Genomic DNA, 13,946 nt, shown 5'->3' with positions numbered 1-13,946 from the left:
GTCCCTCAATGCCGTTCGTGGTGAGTCTGTCGAACCACGCTCTTTGCGAAGGATCATCTGGTCACCATCGCCCTGCGTTTGCCTGAAAGGCGTGGTTCGACAGACTCACCACGAACGGGGTCCGTTGTTCAGAACTTCCCGCGCGCGAGCCGTGCCGGAGAATCAGCCATCGTCGCGCCGCCACGTCGCCGCCTGCCGCCAGCAGCGCCATTGCCCGTGCAGGGTCGCCGCATAGGCGAGCGCGATCACGAAGCCGGCGGTGCGGGCCACGACCGGTGCTAGTGCGGCCATCACCAGCAGCAAGTCCGCGATGACATGCACGGCGAACGCGCGCCGCTTGTCCGCTTCCGCGAACAGGCTGCCCACGCCCGGTACGCGGAGGCCCCGCGGGACACGCTGGCGCAGTGCGATCCAGGTCAGGAAGCCGGTGATCTCCAGTGCCATGCCCACGACCATCAGTGGCAGGCCGACGCCGAGGACCAGCATGCCGACCAGCAACAACGGTGTGCCGGACCACAAGGCGGTGACGCTCGCGGCAAGCAGGGCTGTGCAGCCCGCTTGCCAGAAGCGGCGCAACGTCGGATTGCGGCGATTCGGTGCGCGTGCCTGCAATACGAACACGGCGATGCCGAAGACGGCGAAGGGCCATGCCGCCACGCGCCACGCAGCCTCGGGCAGCAGCTTCATCTGTGCGGCGGCCACGACGCCGAGCGTTGCCAGCAGACTGGCCTGCCATGTGCGTGACGCTGCGGACGGCACCGCATGCGTGCCCTGCAGCATCGGCAGCGTGATGCTGCCCACGGCGGCGAGCAGGCCCAGGACCCAGCCCAGCGTGCCGAACATCGCGTGCAGATCCACCAGGCCAGGTGGCGCGGGCACGCGCCAGCCGGTGCGTGCAGCGAGCAGCAGCAATCCCAGCGCCGTCGTCATCGCCAGCGCGACCAGCGCCAGCCCGATGCCATCGCGGACGACGCGCTGCCCGTTGCCACGCAGGACGGCAACCAGCGCCAGCACCGTGAACACCGCAAGCGATCCGCCGAGCAGCACGCCGGCAGGCACGGCGCACGCACGCGCCTGCGATGCCAGGGTGACCAACAGCAGGAAGACGCCGAGGTTGAACATCGCGTGCAGCCACGGCACCAGGCGAGGGCAGGGAAGCGGACTGCCCGCCGCCACCGGCAGGAACTGCACCAGGCTGCCCAGCATGGCGTTGCCGAGCAGGCCCAGCGCGAACATGTGCACCAGCACGAGGGTGGCCGGCGTCCAGCGCGAGAGCAACGCCACCTCGCCCTGCCACGCCAGCCACAGGCCGGCGACAAGGCCCCAGGCCAGCGCGGACTGCAGGAAACGCATCGGCACCAGCGGCAGAGGCGCCTGCGCGAACGCCAGCCCGCTCATGCCGCGCGCGGCGGTTCCAGTGCGTGCCTGTCCTCTGCGTGGCAGATCGCGATGCAGGCGCTGCCCGTGGTGCCCGCGTAGACGTGGTAGGCGAAGCCTTCGTCATCGAGGATCGGCAGCAGCGGCACGGGTGGATGCGGTGTCAGTGCGACCAGCCGTTCGCCGCGCCGCAGTGTGCGCAGGCAGTCGAGGATGCGCTGCATCGGTTCGGGTGCGGCCAAGTCGCGCAGATCCAGTCGCAGCAGGGTCACGGCATGTGCCATGCGTCGTCCTCCGTTTCTCCCGGGGTGGATGCGCAATCGAGCAGTACCCCCGCCGCATCCAGCGATTCGCGCACGCAGCACGCACAGGTGCCGAAGGCGTCCGGCAGCAACGAGGTGTCCAGTGAAGTGTCCATGGCGTTCAATTCCCCAGCCAGAGCAGCCAGCCCAACGGGTCATGCGCGCGCGCAATGCCGTAGACCTGCAGGAAGCACAACACGGCCGCGCCCACCAGCAGCGCACGCGCACCGGCCGCGCGCGTGGGACGGAAGGCCGCGATGCCCAGCCCGACATACGCGACAAGAAAGGCGATCTTCGCCACCAGCCAGCCATTGGCGAACAGGCCGGCCGGGAGGACCGTCAGCAGCATCATCGCGCCGGTCAGCAGCACCGTGTCGATGCTGTAGCTCAGGTAGCGCACCGCCGCAGCGCGTGGCCAGTACATTCCGGCCAGCAGGGCGAGCGCACGCAGCGCGAACAGCGTGCCGCTGGTCATCGCGGCGCCCATGTGGACCAGCTTGATGTCGGGATAGAACGTCATCATGGCGCTCATCCCGGCCGCCCGTCCGCACGCGGACGCAGGTAGATGCCGCCGATCCGCCCCACCCACGGCGCGAGCGCCAGCAGCCAGCCCACCGCAGCGGCCGCCTGCCACGCCATCGCGTCCGGTGCGAGGTCGGCGATGACGCGCATCACCGCGACCGCCTGGATCGCGACGAAGGCGAACCACGCCACGTTCGGCATCATCAGCGGCCGCCCCGAGTGGCCTTGCGTCACCCGCGTCACCATCGCCACCAGCAGGCTGCCGAAGAACCCGATGAACATCGCATGCATCGGTGCGCGCCCGAGTACGAACTCATCGGTGGCGAGGAAGGTCACGCTCTGCACCACGTACAGCAGGAAGGTGACCGGCAACCACGCGGTGCCGATGAACAGCACGGCCAACAGGCCCGGCATCCTGCCGCGCGGCCACCATCGATGCACCGCCCATGCGGTGAGCACGAGCAGCGGCACGTCGGCCAGCCACAGCCACGCATAGGCATGCATCAGCTCCAGGGCGAGATGCAGCATCAGCAACGCCCACACCACGCCCAGCCACGGCAGCGAGCGCCACGGCACGTAGCCCGGCACCACGTTGCCGGCGAAGAACGGGAACATGCGGTGCGCCACCGTCACGTACACCGGCAGCAGCAGGCCGAAACCGCCGAGTTTGATGCTGGCGAAGGCCCACGTCGGCGACGCGCCCAAGGCGAAGGCGATGAACATCACCAGTCCCAGCCAGCCCAGCAGCAGCCCGGCGAAGCACGAGCGCGCATGCCAGGTCTTCGCGCTGTCGTCGGCAAGCAACCGGCCGAGTGTCAGCAGCGCGGCGGTCCAGCCGGCCAGCGCCATCCACAGGCCCACGGTCAGCCCCGCCTGCCAGCCTGCGACGCCGAGCAGGATCGCCACCTGTCCGCCCATCAGGCCCAGCCCCACCGGCACGTAGTGCCAGCGCTTCAGGTCGGCCATGCCCATCCAGCGTGGGAACACGGTCAGCAGGAAACCGAAGATGAAACTGGGCAGCACCAGGTACTGCATCAGGAACGCGTGCAGCCAGCCGGCGTAGATCGCGGTCGCGGGCATCGTCCACAGGCCCCAGCGTGTGGCCACCAACCACAGCGTCCACCACAGCATCGCCAGCAGCACGTTGCCGGCGCCGACGAAGAACATCAGCCGGTGCGGCGCGTGCGCGAGCCACGCGGGCGACAGGCCGGGCATCGGCGGTGCGGCACGCGGGCGGGGTGGAGGCACGATGTCGATCTTCATGCAGGCAGCTTGCCCGCGCCCGCATGCGCTCGCCTTGACATGGGTCAGGCGGGCCGCGATTCAGTGGCTGCCGCTGTCTTGATTCGGGTCAAGGCCCGGCGAACGGCAAGCGCCTACAGTCCCGTCACCCGCGCAAGCGCGCACCCACGACGACAGGAAGCCCGATGTCCGACCACGCCCACCCATCCTCCGCGCAACGTCAGCAGGCCATGACCGAGGCGCTTCGCGCCTGGGACCCGGAAGCCGAAGTGACGATGGAATCCGGCACCGGCCGCCTGGTCGTGATGACCACGCTGCCCACCGAACGCGTGATCGCCATCCTCAAGGAGGTCGGCGAACATGCGGAAGCCAGCGAGAACGAATCGCGCGGCCACAAGGCGGGGCAGTGCTGTGGTGGGTGCTCGCACTGATCGGCAGATGATCGGAGGGAGAGGCGAGGCGTCACGCACATCGCCTCGCACGCCCTCAGCGCTTCCTGCTGATCCAGAGATAGCGAAGGCCGCAGTAGGCAGCCACGACCAAGGCGCCGACGCCCAGCGCCAGGACCAGGTGGGGCAGATAGGGCTTCAGCGCAGGCATCAACGACTCAAGCCACACACCTTTGACGTGGCGATACGCCGGCGCGGTGATCCAGCCATGCTTCGCGTTGAAATACACCAACAACGCCGCCACGCCCACCATCGAAGAGCGGACGCAGCGCCAGGCCAGCCAGTCCAGTTCTTCTTCCTTCAGTGCATTGGTCGTCATGGCGGCGCCCTAGTCGCCGCGACCGTCGAGGGCAACGCGAACCAGGGTGATGCCCGCAAGCAACGCCACCTGGGCGAGCACCCAGGCGATCCAGCCGGCGCCCGTCCAGAAGACCACGAGCGACACCACCAACGAAAGCGCGGCCCACAGGACGGCGTGGTCACGCGCGCCATTGCGTGCCTTGATCTTCCCCGCATTGAAGTACAGGGACATGCCGACAATGCACAGGGCGACCTGGGTGTAGATGCTCACGCGCGCCCGAATTCCATCGCGATCGGCTTTGACGCCAGCTTCCATGCGATCCATCCGAACAGCCCGCCGAAAGCGAGCGCGAAGATGACGCTGACCACGCCCATGGCGATGAAGAAGGGCCCCATGTCAGGCGCGCCCTGCATCTGGGCCGCGGAAAACTGGTCCCGGGTGAAGGAGAACATCGTCGCTTGCATGATCAGGCCCACCACCTGCCAAACCACGCCCAGGATCATGATCGCGATGAAGCACCGTCGCGCCCAGTTCCGGCGTTTCAGCAGTCCGATCGCGCTGGCCAGCATGAACAGGTTGACCAGCAGCACCGCCAGGAAGATCCAATGGAAGTGCTCGAACATGAAGGTCGCCACGGGCGGCAGGCCGGGGTCCGGTGGCACGGCCTGCATCGCCTCGCCGAATTCCCCGCTGCGGAACACGGTCTGCACCATGATGTTCTGCAGGATGCCGATCAGCGTGCCGAACCCCGACAGCACGATGAAGATCCATGCCACCACGGTAACGAAGGTCGAGCGTTGCTTCACTGCTGACATGGTGACTCCCCGGCCCCTGAAGATGGGGGAATGATGAGGCAAGTTTCCAGCGGCGGCCAATAGCCGCCCGCAACTTCCGTCAGTACCTCACCACACATGGACGCATGCGGCGGCCACCAGGAAGAGAACCGATGCAGCCAGCATCCATCGCCACGCGCCCAGTTCTTCCGGTGTGAGGCCTTTGCCCGGCTCGGTGGGGTCGTAACGGATGGCCACCTCCTCCAGCGTCGGTGGCGCTCGCCACAGCTTGAAGCCGGCGAACTGGATCGCCGCCCGATCCTCAATGCGCTTGCGGTACTCCGTTCCCTCTACGGTCCAGACCAGGACATGATCCGTGTCGGTGTTAAGAACCGATTGCCCCCGGCTGAATTCTTCGAACGATGACTGGGGCGGTACTTCCACGACCCGTGCGGACACCGAGGGCCACGCCCTCGCCGCGCGCGTACGCAGGAAGTCCAGCACTGCCCACGTGCCGGTCACGCCGCCGGCCGCCAGCAACAGATCAAACATCGTCATTGTAGATATCCCAATGCGGGGTCCGCCCTTCCCGGCGATTCATCGCGCCTGGCCCCCAAAGACCACGATCCCGATGGCGCACATGGCCACGGAGACGAGGACGGTGACGATCAGCTCGGTCCAATCTCGGGCCGTGAGCGCAGTCAGGTTCGCGAACTGCATGGGGAAATCCGGCGCCTTGCCGCGACGCGTGCGGCCGCGGTCGATGATCGCGTTGAAGCGAAACGCCAGCAGCCCAAAGCCACCCAGCAGCAGGACGATCATGGCGGGATGCGACTCTGCGGCCAACATCACGCAAGCCGCGGCGACGATGACCATCGTGATGAAGCCGTACAGGCCGAAGTTTCGCATGCTGGGGTTCCGGCTGGTCTGCTAGGGATGTCGATCAGAGGGTAAGGGCTCGATCCGTCGACCTGAGATGGCCAACAGGATGGCCTGCTCGAGAGGTTCCACCAGCCTTGATCCAGGGCGATTCATCCGGCGCAAGATGAAAAAGACCGCCGCCAGGGTCAAACCGGCAAACACTGCGCCCGAGAACGTTCCCTTCCAATGGACATTCACGCCGGAGAACGAGAGCGTTGCCAGGAACAGCGAGGCGGCAACCGGCAAGGTCAGCCATAGTTTCAGGACAAAGTCCGCCTTGAACCAGCCGCGCAATCGGGTTTGACCCTCTTCCTGCACGAAACGACCGACGAAGGCAGGACTGAACATGGAGATAAAGTACGGCGCGTCCCGCCACAGGGCGACGTCATGCACCGTGGCATGCCCATGCAGCGTACGGGTGCCCCTCCGCACCACGGAGCCGACCTGGTCGGTCGTAGCGGCGAGTCGGCCCACGGCCTCGTGCAGCGGGAGGTCCGTCGAATAGGCGACTTCGAAATCCCCGAACAGCAGTCTTGATATCGGCATGGCTCGGCAAGGGCTCGACAGGAGCTAAAGCGACGGTCGCAGTTCATAGGTTGGGATGAGCTTGCGAACCCCAACAGCGCGATCTTCGTATGTCATGGGGCTTCCTGCTCCGATCCGGTATGGGTCTGCGACGTGCGCATCAGGTAGACGAGAAAGCAGCACACGCCTGCCGCCACTACGTTGATACCCACGATGAAGGGTTTTCCCTGCAGCAGCGAGTACTCGAACTGGCTGCCGAACCGGGCAAAGAAATCCCACTTGGAGATGCTTGGCTGGTACTTGAAATGAAGGGATGCGCCACTTGAGAACGAGTAGCCCGCGACGGGCGACATCAGGAAGGGCACCTGCGCCAGCCAGAAATAGAAATTCTGCCGGAGTGCGTCATCACGGCCTTCAAGCAGCCGCAAGCCGCAGACCATCCCCCAGGCGAACAGTCCCAGGAAAGGGAGGGATAGCACCTTCGAAAGTATGTCCCCCGGCGCAACCAGCAGGCTGAGCCCCACCGCCAAGCCCGTGAAGCCTCCGCCGAGCGCGAGGATCCCCAAGAGTCTCCGCTGCCACTGTTGCATCTCAGCCCCCTGTCTTCGGCACCCCTGCCGCCCCACCCGATGTTAAAGGTGAAACACCCCATCGGCCCGGGTAAATGTGAGGACATGGGGCTCCGAGCCCCCTCGATCGCGCTCCGAGCGCCATGCGCAAGGCACGAAGTCCCAACGATGGGGCTCGGCGTGTGAGGTGCCGGGCTCCCGAAGGCGATCGATGGCTCTCCGAGTGCCATCGATCGCTTTCCGAGCTCGATGTGCAAGGCGTGGAGCTTCGCGGATCGGGCTCGGAAGGTGAGGTGCTGGCTTTCCGAATCCCATCGATGGCATTCAGAGTGTGATCTGCCGGGCTCAATGTGAGAAAGATCGGGCTCAGAAAGCCATCGATGGCATGGCAGTGCCTTGCGCATGACATTCCGCGCCCCGTCTGCAAGGTGCCGAGCCTCGTCGTCGAGCGGGCGCCGCCGATGCGCAAACAAAAGAGAGCCGCTTTCGCGGCTCTTTCGCTGCAACCTGCAGCAGGTGGCCCGGCCTCCCCACCCGGAGAGGCCGGTTCCAGGGTCAGGCTTCGCTCGGTTGCGCGGCGGGCAGGGATTCGCGGCGCGGGGCCAGCCACAGGCTGGCCACGAACCACACCAGCGCCAGCGCGCCCACGCTGAAGAGTGTGTCGGCCGGGACGCGCATCCACACCAGCATGTCCACGATCGGCTGCTGCATGAACTCCGCCGAGCGCGCGAACCAGTAACCATGCTCCAGCGCCGCATTGAGCTGCAGGATGCCCAGCGGTAGCAGGGTCAGCAGCGACATGCCGGCCAGGCCGATGTTGAGCGACCAGAACGCGGTCTTCAGCAGCTTCTCGTTCCACACCACGTCCGGTTTCAGGCCGCGCAGGCAGAACAGCATCAGCCCGATGCCGAGCATGCCGTACACGCCGAACAATGCCGTGTGGCCATGGTTGGGCGTCAGGTTCAGGCCCTGCATGTAGTACAGCGGCAACGGCGGGTTGATCAGGAAGCCGAACAGGCCCGCGCCCACCAGGTTCCAGAACGATACCGCGATGAAGAACTGGATCGGCCAGCGGTAGCGCTGCATCCACGGCGTGGCCTTGCCCATCTTCCAGCTGTGGTACGCCTCGAAGCCCACGTAGGCCAGCGGCACCACTTCCAGTGCCGAGAAGCTCGCGCCCAGCGCGATCACCGCCGTCGGGGTGCCGGTGAAGTACAGGTGGTGCAGCGTGCCCAGCACGCCACCGGCCATGAACACGATGGTGGCGAACAGCACCGCCACCGTGGCGGTCTTCGTCTGCAGCAGGCCCAGGCGGGTGAACAGGAAGGCGATCACCGCCACCGCGAACACTTCGAAGAAGCCTTCCACCCACAGGTGAACCACCCACCAGCGCCAGTACTCGACCATCGACAGGTGCGTGTGCTCGCCCCACATCAGGCCGGCCGCATAGAACAGGCCGATCGCCACGGTGGACAGGAACAGCAGGCTGACGATGCTGCGCGATTCGCCGCCATTGCGGATGGCCGGCCACAGCGCGCGGCCCACCAGCACCAGCCACAGGGTCAGGCCGATGAAGAGGAACCACTGCCAGAAGCGGCCCAGGTCGACGTATTCCCAGCCCTGGTGGCCGAACCAGAAGTTGTGCTCCAGGCCGAGCTTCTGCATCACCGCGAACCACTGGCCGGTGAAGGCGCCCACCACGATGATCAACAGGCACGCCCACAGGAAGTTGACGCCCAGGCGCTGGAACTTCGGCTCATGCCCGGAAATCGCCGGGCCGATGTACAGGCCCATGCCCAGCCATGCGGTGGCGATCCACAGCACCGCGAGTTGGGTATGCCAGGTGCGCGTCAGCGAGTACGGCAGGATGTCGGCCAGCGCGAAGCCGTAGGCTTCCTGGCCTTCCACCTGGTAATGCGCGGTGATCGCGCCCAGCAGGATCTGCACCACGAACAGGGCGATGACCACCCAGAAGTACTTCGCGGTCGCGCGCATCGAGGGCGTGATCCTGATCTTCGCGAGCGGATCGCTCTTCGGCAGCACCGGCGCCATCTCGTCGCCGTGGTTGACCGCGTAGTGCCAGCCCAGCAGGCCGATGCCGGCGATCAGGAACAGCACGCTGAAGACCGTCCACATGAAGGCGCTCGGCGGCGGCGTGTTGCCGACCAGCGCATCCGCCGGCCAGTTCGCCGTGTAGCTGATCTTCTCGCCGGGACGCTCGGTCACCGACGACCAGGCAGCCCACCAGTAGAACGCGGTCAGCTGGCGACGGTGTTCGGCATCGGGCACGGTGTCGTTGCGCATGGCATAGGCCTCGCGCAGGTCGCCGGTGGCCGGATCGGCCGAGAACAGGCTCTGGTAGTGCAGGCCGACCGTGGCGATGGCGTCGGCGCGATCGTTCGACAGCGTGATCGTGCCCGTCGCGGCGTCATGGGTGTTCGGCCGCATCAGCGCCTGCACGCGCGCGGCATACGCCGCCTGCGTGGCGGCATCCAGCTGCTTGTAGCTGTCTGCGCCGGTGTCGCGCTTTGCCCATCCATCCAGGATGGCCTCGGCCTCGCGGTGCAACCAGTCCGCGCCCCAGTCGGGCGCCACGTAACCGCCGTGGCCCCAGATGGAACCGAGTTGCTGGCCACCGATCGACTGCCACACCTGGCGGCCGGTCTCGATGTCCTTGCGGGTGAAGATCACCCGTCCGTCCTCCGCCACGACCTGCTCGGGCAATGGTGGCGCCTGGCGATGCACTTCGCTGCCGACCCAGAGCAGGACGGCGAACGACGCAATGAGCAGGGCCGCCAACCCCACCCACAACTTGCGTGTCGAATTCATGATGCGGCTCTCCTGAAGGAACGGCCGCATCATCGGCGCGCCAGCCCGGGGGCTCCATGACGCAGGTCAAGCCGGGGAGGAATTGGCGCGGCCGGTGCCACGTAGGGTGTGCCTCGGCACACCATCGCCATGTCGTGGGTGTCCCGATAAATGGGATGGGCGCGCGAAATGCGCCGGGGTATACCTGCGGTCAATCCCGCAGCACGGCGAGCGCGAGGGCTTCCAGGCGGGGGAGGTCGAGGATCTCGACGTCGCGCTGCTTGATGTGCAGCAGGCCGTCCTTCTCGAAACGGCGCAGCACGCGGCTGACGGTTTCCGGGGCCTGGCGCAGGTAGTTGGCGATGTCGGTGCGCGCCATGGTCAGCTGGAAGCGGCGCGGCGAGAAGCCGCGTGCGGCCAGCCGGCGCGACAGGCCGATCAGGAACGCGGCCATGCGTTCGTCGGCCGTGTTGTCGCGCGCGAACAGCGAGGCCACGCCGATGTCATGGCTCATCAGCCTGAACAGGTGCTGCTGCAGGTTGGGCAGGCGCGCGGCCAGCAGCGCGATCTTGGGGAACGAGAAGCGGCACAGCATCACCGTGTCCAGCGCAATGGCGTTGCACGGGTAGCGGTCGCCGTGGATGGCGTTGAGGCCGATCACTTCGCCGGGCAGGTGGAAGCCGAGCACCTGTTCGTGCCCGTTGCGGTCGATCTGGTAGGTCTTCACCGTGCCCGCGCGCACCGCGGCGATGGCGCCGAACGGATCGCCTTCGCGGAACACGTGCTCGCCCGCGCGCAGCGGGCCGACGTGTTCGACCAGCACGTGCAGGTCCATGAGCGCGCGCTTGTCCATGCCCTCGGACAGGCAGGCCTGCGAGAACGCACACGTGGAGCAGAAGTGCAGGGCATCGCCATCGTCGGCAACCACGCTCGCGTCGGTGCGCGGGAAGACCAGCGGCGAGGTCATGCGGATACTCCCGTCGAGGTCACACCGTGCGCGAGAAGCGAGGCGTCGAGGCTGCGGCAGTGGGCAGGTAGCGGTCGAAGCACATCGCGATGATACGCAACAGCAACCGCCCGTGCGAGGTCGCGCGCAGTCCGTCGGCCGCCAGCTCCACCAGGCCGTCGTCTTCGAGCGGGCGCAGGCGCGCCAGGGCGTCGGCGAAATAGGCCGTGAAGTCGATCACGTGGCGCCGGCCGAGGTCGCGGTAGTCCAGTGCGCCGTCGCACATCAGCCGCTGGATCACGTCGGCACGGATCACGTCGTCTTCTTCCAGCCGCATGCCGCGCCACACCGGCAGATGGCCCTGGTCGATGGCCTGCTCCCAACTGCCCAGGTCGCGCGGGTTCTGGCTGAAGCTCGGGCCGATGTGGCTGATCGCGCTGACGCCAAGCCCCAGCAGGTCGCTTTCGGCGTGCGTGGTGTAGCCCATGAAGTTGCGGTGCAGGTCGCCGCGTTGCTGCGCCAGCGCCAGACTGTCGCCGGGCAGGGCGAAGTGATCCATGCCGATGTAGACGTAGCCGGCTTCACCCAGCTTGTCGATCGCGCATTGCAGCAGGCCCAGCTTCACCTCGGGCGAAGGCAGGTCGTCGGCGTTGATGCGTTGCTGGGGGCGGAACATCGACGGCAGGTGCGCGTAGCTGTAGATCGCCAGGCGATCGGGTCGTGCCTCGAGAGTGATGTCGAGCGTGCGCGAGAAGCCCTCCAGGCTCTGCTTCGGCAGGCCGTAGATCAGGTCCACGTTGACGGACTGCAGGCCATGCGTGCGGCAGGCGTCGATGATCGCCAGCGTCTGTTCGACGCTCTGGATGCGGTTGACGGCGCGCTGCACGTCCGGATCGAAATCCTGCACGCCCAGGCTGGCGCGGTTGAAGCCTGCGGCGGCGAGTTCGCCCACCTCGTCCGGCGTGATGAAGCGCGGGTCGAGCTCGATCGAGCAGTCCAGCCTGGAGGCGGGCGCGAACGAGAACTGCCGGCGCAGCACGTCCATCACTTCGGCGATCTGCGCGGGCGACAGGAAGTTGGGGGTGCCGCCGCCGAAGTGCACCTGCTCCACGTCGCGGTCGCGGTCGAACAGCGCCGACGTCATCGCCACTTCGCGGTACAGCCGGGTGAGGTAGGCGGCGCCGCGCGCGGTATCGCGGGTGATGATGCGGTTGCAGCCGCAGTAGAAGCACGGACTGGTGCAGAACGGGATGTGCAGGTAGAGCGACAGCGGGCGCGGGATCGGATCGCCGTTGGTGATCGCCGCCATCTCGCGCAGGTCGGCTTCCTGGAAGCCCGGCGAGAACTGCGGCGCGGTGGGATACGAGGTGTAGCGCGGCCCCGGCGTGTCGTAACGCCGCAGCAGCTCGGGATCGAACAGGGAGGACAGGCTGGCCATGGGTGCAGCCTAGGCAAGCGCCTCGGGGCTGTCCTTGATATGGGTCAATCGGCCGCGGCTTTCCGTCGCAGGCTTCAGGGTCGTGAGGGCACGCCTCGGCGGATCAGCGCAGGCGCCGCGCCTGTCCGCCGCATTCGATCAGTTCCAGCATCGCGTCGGCGGTGGCGTCATCCAGCACGGACAGCGGGGACGTGTCCGGCCACAGCACGACGACACGCCTGCCCGCCGCCGCCTGGGCGCCGAGCGAACCGGGCACGTCGCCGTCCAGCGTTGCCGCGACGCTGCGCACGGCATCGCGGCGTGCCAGCATGACGACCGCGTCCCCCATGCTGTCGTGGAACAGGACATGGTCGGCCTGGTGCATCGCGCGCAATGCGTGCAGCGTGAGCTGGGGTGCATTTCTACCGGGCAGCGTGATGAGCGTGATGGTGCCGCGCGGTGGCGGTGCGTCCCTCGACTGCAGCGCCGTCAGCAGCGCCCGTTCCGCCCCCCCGGTATCGGCGTGGCGCAGCCGCGCCATCACCTCGCCGTCGATCTGCGCGTCGTACCAGTGCCGTCGTTCGGCCAGGTCGGGGAAGCGCTGGCGGATCGCTTCGCGGTGGCGCGCGAACAGGGCCGCCAGGTCTCCCCAGGCGTCGTCGAGCTGCGATTCCAGTTGCCGGCCGAGTCGCCGCGCCAGCATCGGCGCCGCGCCGGAGGAGGAGATCGCCACCAGCAGCGGATCGCGATCGACCACCACCGGCACCTGGAACGTCGACAACGCCGCATCGTCCACGACATTGACCAGCCGCTTGCGCGCCGCGGCTTCGCCGGCGAGCCGGGCGTTGAGCACGCCGTCGTCGGTCGCAGCGACGACCAGCCACACGTCGTCCAGCCAGTCGGGCTCGAACGCATCCGCGAGATGCTGCACGCGCCCGGTCGCGATCCAGTCGGCCAGTTGCGCGGACACGCGCCGCGCGCACACGCGCACGCGAGCGCCTGCGCGCAGCAGCGCTTCCACTTTGCGCGTGGCGACGTCACCGCCGCCCACCACCAGCACGTCGCGCTGGTCCAGGTCGGCGAACAGCGGATACAGCGGCATCGGCATCTTCCCGGCGAAGGGGCTCGCGGTGGCGTTTGTTGCATGGCAACATGCGGGCGAGAGCCACGTCAAGCCACCGAGCCATCACCCACGATGCTGCGCGTCCTGCTGGTCAACGACACCGACAAGCCGATCGCGGAACTGCGCGAGGCGCTGCTGGCGGTCGGCTATGACGTGCTGCCGCAGGTGGCGACCGCCGCCGGGCTGCTGAAGGCGGTCCAGCTGCAGCAGCCCGACGTGATCATCCTCGACGTCGACTCGCCGTCGCGCGACATGCTGGAACAGCTCGCGATGCTGCACAGGGAGGCACCGAAGCCGGTGGTGATGTTCGCGTCCGACGGCGACGACCGCCTGATCCGCGATGCACTGGGTGCGGGCGTGGCGGCGTACATCGTCGACGGCCTCGCACCCGCGCGGCTGGCGCCGATCCTGCGCGTGGCGATGGCGCGCTTCGAACAGCAGTCGCACGTGCGGCAGAAGCTGGATGACCTGGAGCAGCAGCTGCGCGACCGCAAGGACATCGATCGCGCCAAGGGGCTGCTGATGGACAAGCGCAACATGAGCGAGGCCGACGCGTATGCCGCCTTGCGCCAGCAGGCGATGAAACAGGGCCTCCGCCTGGCCGATGTGGCGCGGCGGATCATCGCGATGGCCGACCTGCTGGGATGAAGACATATCGATGAAGGCACGAC

At 67.2% G+C, this 13,946-nt stretch carries 18 protein-coding genes; 2 read left to right on the top strand and 16 right to left on the bottom strand.

The features are described from left to right. Positions 1 to 162 precede the first annotated feature (162 nt). The 5 genes from WBN46_RS12945 to WBN46_RS12925 are packed head-to-tail and all read right to left on the bottom strand — an operon-like array spanning position 163 to position 3,464. A complete protein-coding gene (locus WBN46_RS12945; RefSeq protein ID WP_337731870.1) occupies positions 163 to 1,398 on the bottom strand; it encodes a hypothetical protein in 1,236 nt (411 codons plus the stop codon). Beyond that, entirely contained in the window at positions 1,395 to 1,661 is a 267-nt protein-coding gene (locus WBN46_RS12940) for a DUF2249 domain-containing protein (RefSeq protein WP_241045656.1), read from the bottom strand. Before WBN46_RS12940 ends, WBN46_RS12945 begins: the two co-directional genes overlap by 4 nt. Beyond that, a complete protein-coding gene (locus WBN46_RS12935) occupies positions 1,646 to 1,795 on the bottom strand; it encodes a hypothetical protein (protein WP_192202340.1) in 150 nt (49 codons plus the stop codon). Before WBN46_RS12935 ends, WBN46_RS12940 begins: the two co-directional genes overlap by 16 nt. A gap of 5 nt (positions 1,796 to 1,800) precedes the next feature. Beyond that, the gene (locus tag WBN46_RS12930) at positions 1,801 to 2,202 is read right to left on the bottom strand and encodes a SirB2 family protein (protein ID WP_337731869.1); all 402 of its coding nucleotides are present in this window, start codon (positions 2,200 to 2,202) and stop codon (positions 1,801 to 1,803) included. A 5-nt stretch (positions 2,203 to 2,207) separates the two neighbouring features. Further along, complete coding sequence (locus WBN46_RS12925; protein WP_337731868.1) at positions 2,208 to 3,464, bottom strand: NnrS family protein; 1,257 nt, start codon at positions 3,462 to 3,464, stop codon at positions 2,208 to 2,210. A 164-nt stretch (positions 3,465 to 3,628) separates the two neighbouring features. On the opposite strand from WBN46_RS12925, the gene WBN46_RS12920 reads away from it, so the two are divergent. Then, a complete protein-coding gene (locus WBN46_RS12920) occupies positions 3,629 to 3,874 on the top strand; it encodes a hypothetical protein (protein ID WP_337731867.1) in 246 nt (81 codons plus the stop codon). 55 nt (positions 3,875 to 3,929) lie between these two features. Here the strand turns inward: WBN46_RS12920 and WBN46_RS12915 are convergent, their stop codons facing one another. From WBN46_RS12915 to WBN46_RS12865, 11 genes are all read right to left on the bottom strand, one after another. Continuing rightward, positions 3,930 to 4,211 (bottom strand): hypothetical protein, encoded by a 282-nt coding sequence (locus tag WBN46_RS12915; RefSeq protein ID WP_337731866.1) that lies wholly within the window; start codon positions 4,209 to 4,211, stop codon positions 3,930 to 3,932. Positions 4,212 to 4,220: 9 nt separating this feature from the next. After that, complete coding sequence (locus tag WBN46_RS12910) at positions 4,221 to 4,463, bottom strand: hypothetical protein (protein ID WP_337731865.1); 243 nt, start codon at positions 4,461 to 4,463, stop codon at positions 4,221 to 4,223. Continuing rightward, the gene (locus WBN46_RS12905; RefSeq protein WP_337731864.1) at positions 4,460 to 5,008 is read right to left on the bottom strand and encodes a hypothetical protein; all 549 of its coding nucleotides are present in this window, start codon (positions 5,006 to 5,008) and stop codon (positions 4,460 to 4,462) included. Before WBN46_RS12905 ends, WBN46_RS12910 begins: the two co-directional genes overlap by 4 nt. An 87-nt stretch (positions 5,009 to 5,095) precedes the next feature. Then, a complete protein-coding gene (locus tag WBN46_RS12900; RefSeq protein ID WP_337731863.1) occupies positions 5,096 to 5,524 on the bottom strand; it encodes a hypothetical protein in 429 nt (142 codons plus the stop codon). Between the two features lie 39 nt (positions 5,525 to 5,563). Next, positions 5,564 to 5,875 carry a hypothetical protein gene (locus tag WBN46_RS12895; protein WP_337731862.1) on the bottom strand — a complete coding sequence of 104 codons (312 nt, stop codon included), beginning with the start codon at positions 5,873 to 5,875 and terminating at the stop codon, positions 5,564 to 5,566. Positions 5,876 to 5,896: 21 nt separating this feature from the next. Next, complete coding sequence (locus tag WBN46_RS12890) at positions 5,897 to 6,433, bottom strand: hypothetical protein (RefSeq protein WP_337731861.1); 537 nt, start codon at positions 6,431 to 6,433, stop codon at positions 5,897 to 5,899. A 92-nt stretch (positions 6,434 to 6,525) separates the two neighbouring features. Further along, positions 6,526 to 7,002 (bottom strand): hypothetical protein, encoded by a 477-nt coding sequence (locus WBN46_RS12885; protein ID WP_337731860.1) that lies wholly within the window; start codon positions 7,000 to 7,002, stop codon positions 6,526 to 6,528. 534 nt (positions 7,003 to 7,536) lie between these two features. Continuing rightward, a complete protein-coding gene (locus WBN46_RS12880; protein WP_337731859.1) occupies positions 7,537 to 9,810 on the bottom strand; it encodes a nitric-oxide reductase large subunit in 2,274 nt (757 codons plus the stop codon). A gap of 190 nt (positions 9,811 to 10,000) precedes the next feature. After that, complete coding sequence (locus WBN46_RS12875) at positions 10,001 to 10,756, bottom strand: helix-turn-helix domain-containing protein (RefSeq protein ID WP_337731858.1); 756 nt, start codon at positions 10,754 to 10,756, stop codon at positions 10,001 to 10,003. 19 nt (positions 10,757 to 10,775) lie between these two features. Next, positions 10,776 to 12,173, bottom strand: a complete 1,398-nt coding sequence (hemN, locus tag WBN46_RS12870; RefSeq protein WP_337731857.1) for an oxygen-independent coproporphyrinogen III oxidase — start codon at positions 12,171 to 12,173, stop codon at positions 10,776 to 10,778. Between the two features lie 103 nt (positions 12,174 to 12,276). Beyond that, on the bottom strand, positions 12,277 to 13,254 hold the full coding sequence (locus WBN46_RS12865) for an NAD(P)-dependent oxidoreductase (RefSeq protein WP_337731856.1): 978 nt from the start codon (positions 13,252 to 13,254) through the stop codon (positions 12,277 to 12,279). Between the two features lie 96 nt (positions 13,255 to 13,350). Between WBN46_RS12865 and WBN46_RS12860 the strand changes: the two genes are divergently transcribed. After that, positions 13,351 to 13,923 (top strand): ANTAR domain-containing protein, encoded by a 573-nt coding sequence (locus tag WBN46_RS12860; RefSeq protein ID WP_337731933.1) that lies wholly within the window; start codon positions 13,351 to 13,353, stop codon positions 13,921 to 13,923. The last annotated feature ends 23 nt before the right edge of the window (positions 13,924 to 13,946 follow it).

The organism is Pseudoxanthomonas sp. CCNWLW251, assembly GCF_037402255.1.
In the GTDB taxonomy this organism is placed as follows: Bacteria; Pseudomonadota; Gammaproteobacteria; order Xanthomonadales; family Xanthomonadaceae; genus Pseudoxanthomonas_A.
The sequence above is the reverse complement of the archived record's forward strand: the minus strand, read 5'-3'. Positions and strand labels throughout refer to the sequence as shown.

Bases quoted from the DNA above. Each gene is read 5' to 3' on its own strand.
- WBN46_RS12945 (WP_337731870.1), bottom strand. From the start codon at position 1,398: ATGAGCGGGCTGGCGTTCGCGCAGGCGCCTCTGCCGCTGGTGCCGATG.
- WBN46_RS12940 (WP_241045656.1), bottom strand. From the start codon at position 1,661: ATGGCACATGCCGTGACCCTGCTGCGACTGGATCTGCGCGACTTGGCC.
- WBN46_RS12935 (WP_192202340.1), bottom strand. From the start codon at position 1,795: ATGGACACTTCACTGGACACCTCGTTGCTGCCGGACGCCTTCGGCACC.
- WBN46_RS12930 (WP_337731869.1), bottom strand. From the start codon at position 2,202: ATGATGACGTTCTATCCCGACATCAAGCTGGTCCACATGGGCGCCGCG.
- WBN46_RS12925 (WP_337731868.1), bottom strand. From the start codon at position 3,464: ATGAAGATCGACATCGTGCCTCCACCCCGCCCGCGTGCCGCACCGCCG.
- WBN46_RS12920 (WP_337731867.1), top strand. From the start codon at position 3,629: ATGTCCGACCACGCCCACCCATCCTCCGCGCAACGTCAGCAGGCCATG.
- WBN46_RS12915 (WP_337731866.1), bottom strand. From the start codon at position 4,211: ATGACGACCAATGCACTGAAGGAAGAAGAACTGGACTGGCTGGCCTGG.
- WBN46_RS12905 (WP_337731864.1), bottom strand. From the start codon at position 5,008: ATGTCAGCAGTGAAGCAACGCTCGACCTTCGTTACCGTGGTGGCATGG.
- WBN46_RS12900 (WP_337731863.1), bottom strand. From the start codon at position 5,524: ATGACGATGTTTGATCTGTTGCTGGCGGCCGGCGGCGTGACCGGCACG.
- WBN46_RS12895 (WP_337731862.1), bottom strand. From the start codon at position 5,875: ATGCGAAACTTCGGCCTGTACGGCTTCATCACGATGGTCATCGTCGCC.
- WBN46_RS12890 (WP_337731861.1), bottom strand. From the start codon at position 6,433: ATGCCGATATCAAGACTGCTGTTCGGGGATTTCGAAGTCGCCTATTCG.
- WBN46_RS12885 (WP_337731860.1), bottom strand. From the start codon at position 7,002: ATGCAACAGTGGCAGCGGAGACTCTTGGGGATCCTCGCGCTCGGCGGA.
- WBN46_RS12880 (WP_337731859.1), bottom strand. From the start codon at position 9,810: ATGAATTCGACACGCAAGTTGTGGGTGGGGTTGGCGGCCCTGCTCATT.
- WBN46_RS12875 (WP_337731858.1), bottom strand. From the start codon at position 10,756: ATGACCTCGCCGCTGGTCTTCCCGCGCACCGACGCGAGCGTGGTTGCC.
- hemN (WP_337731857.1), bottom strand. From the start codon at position 12,173: ATGGCCAGCCTGTCCTCCCTGTTCGATCCCGAGCTGCTGCGGCGTTAC.
- WBN46_RS12865 (WP_337731856.1), bottom strand. From the start codon at position 13,254: ATGCCGCTGTATCCGCTGTTCGCCGACCTGGACCAGCGCGACGTGCTG.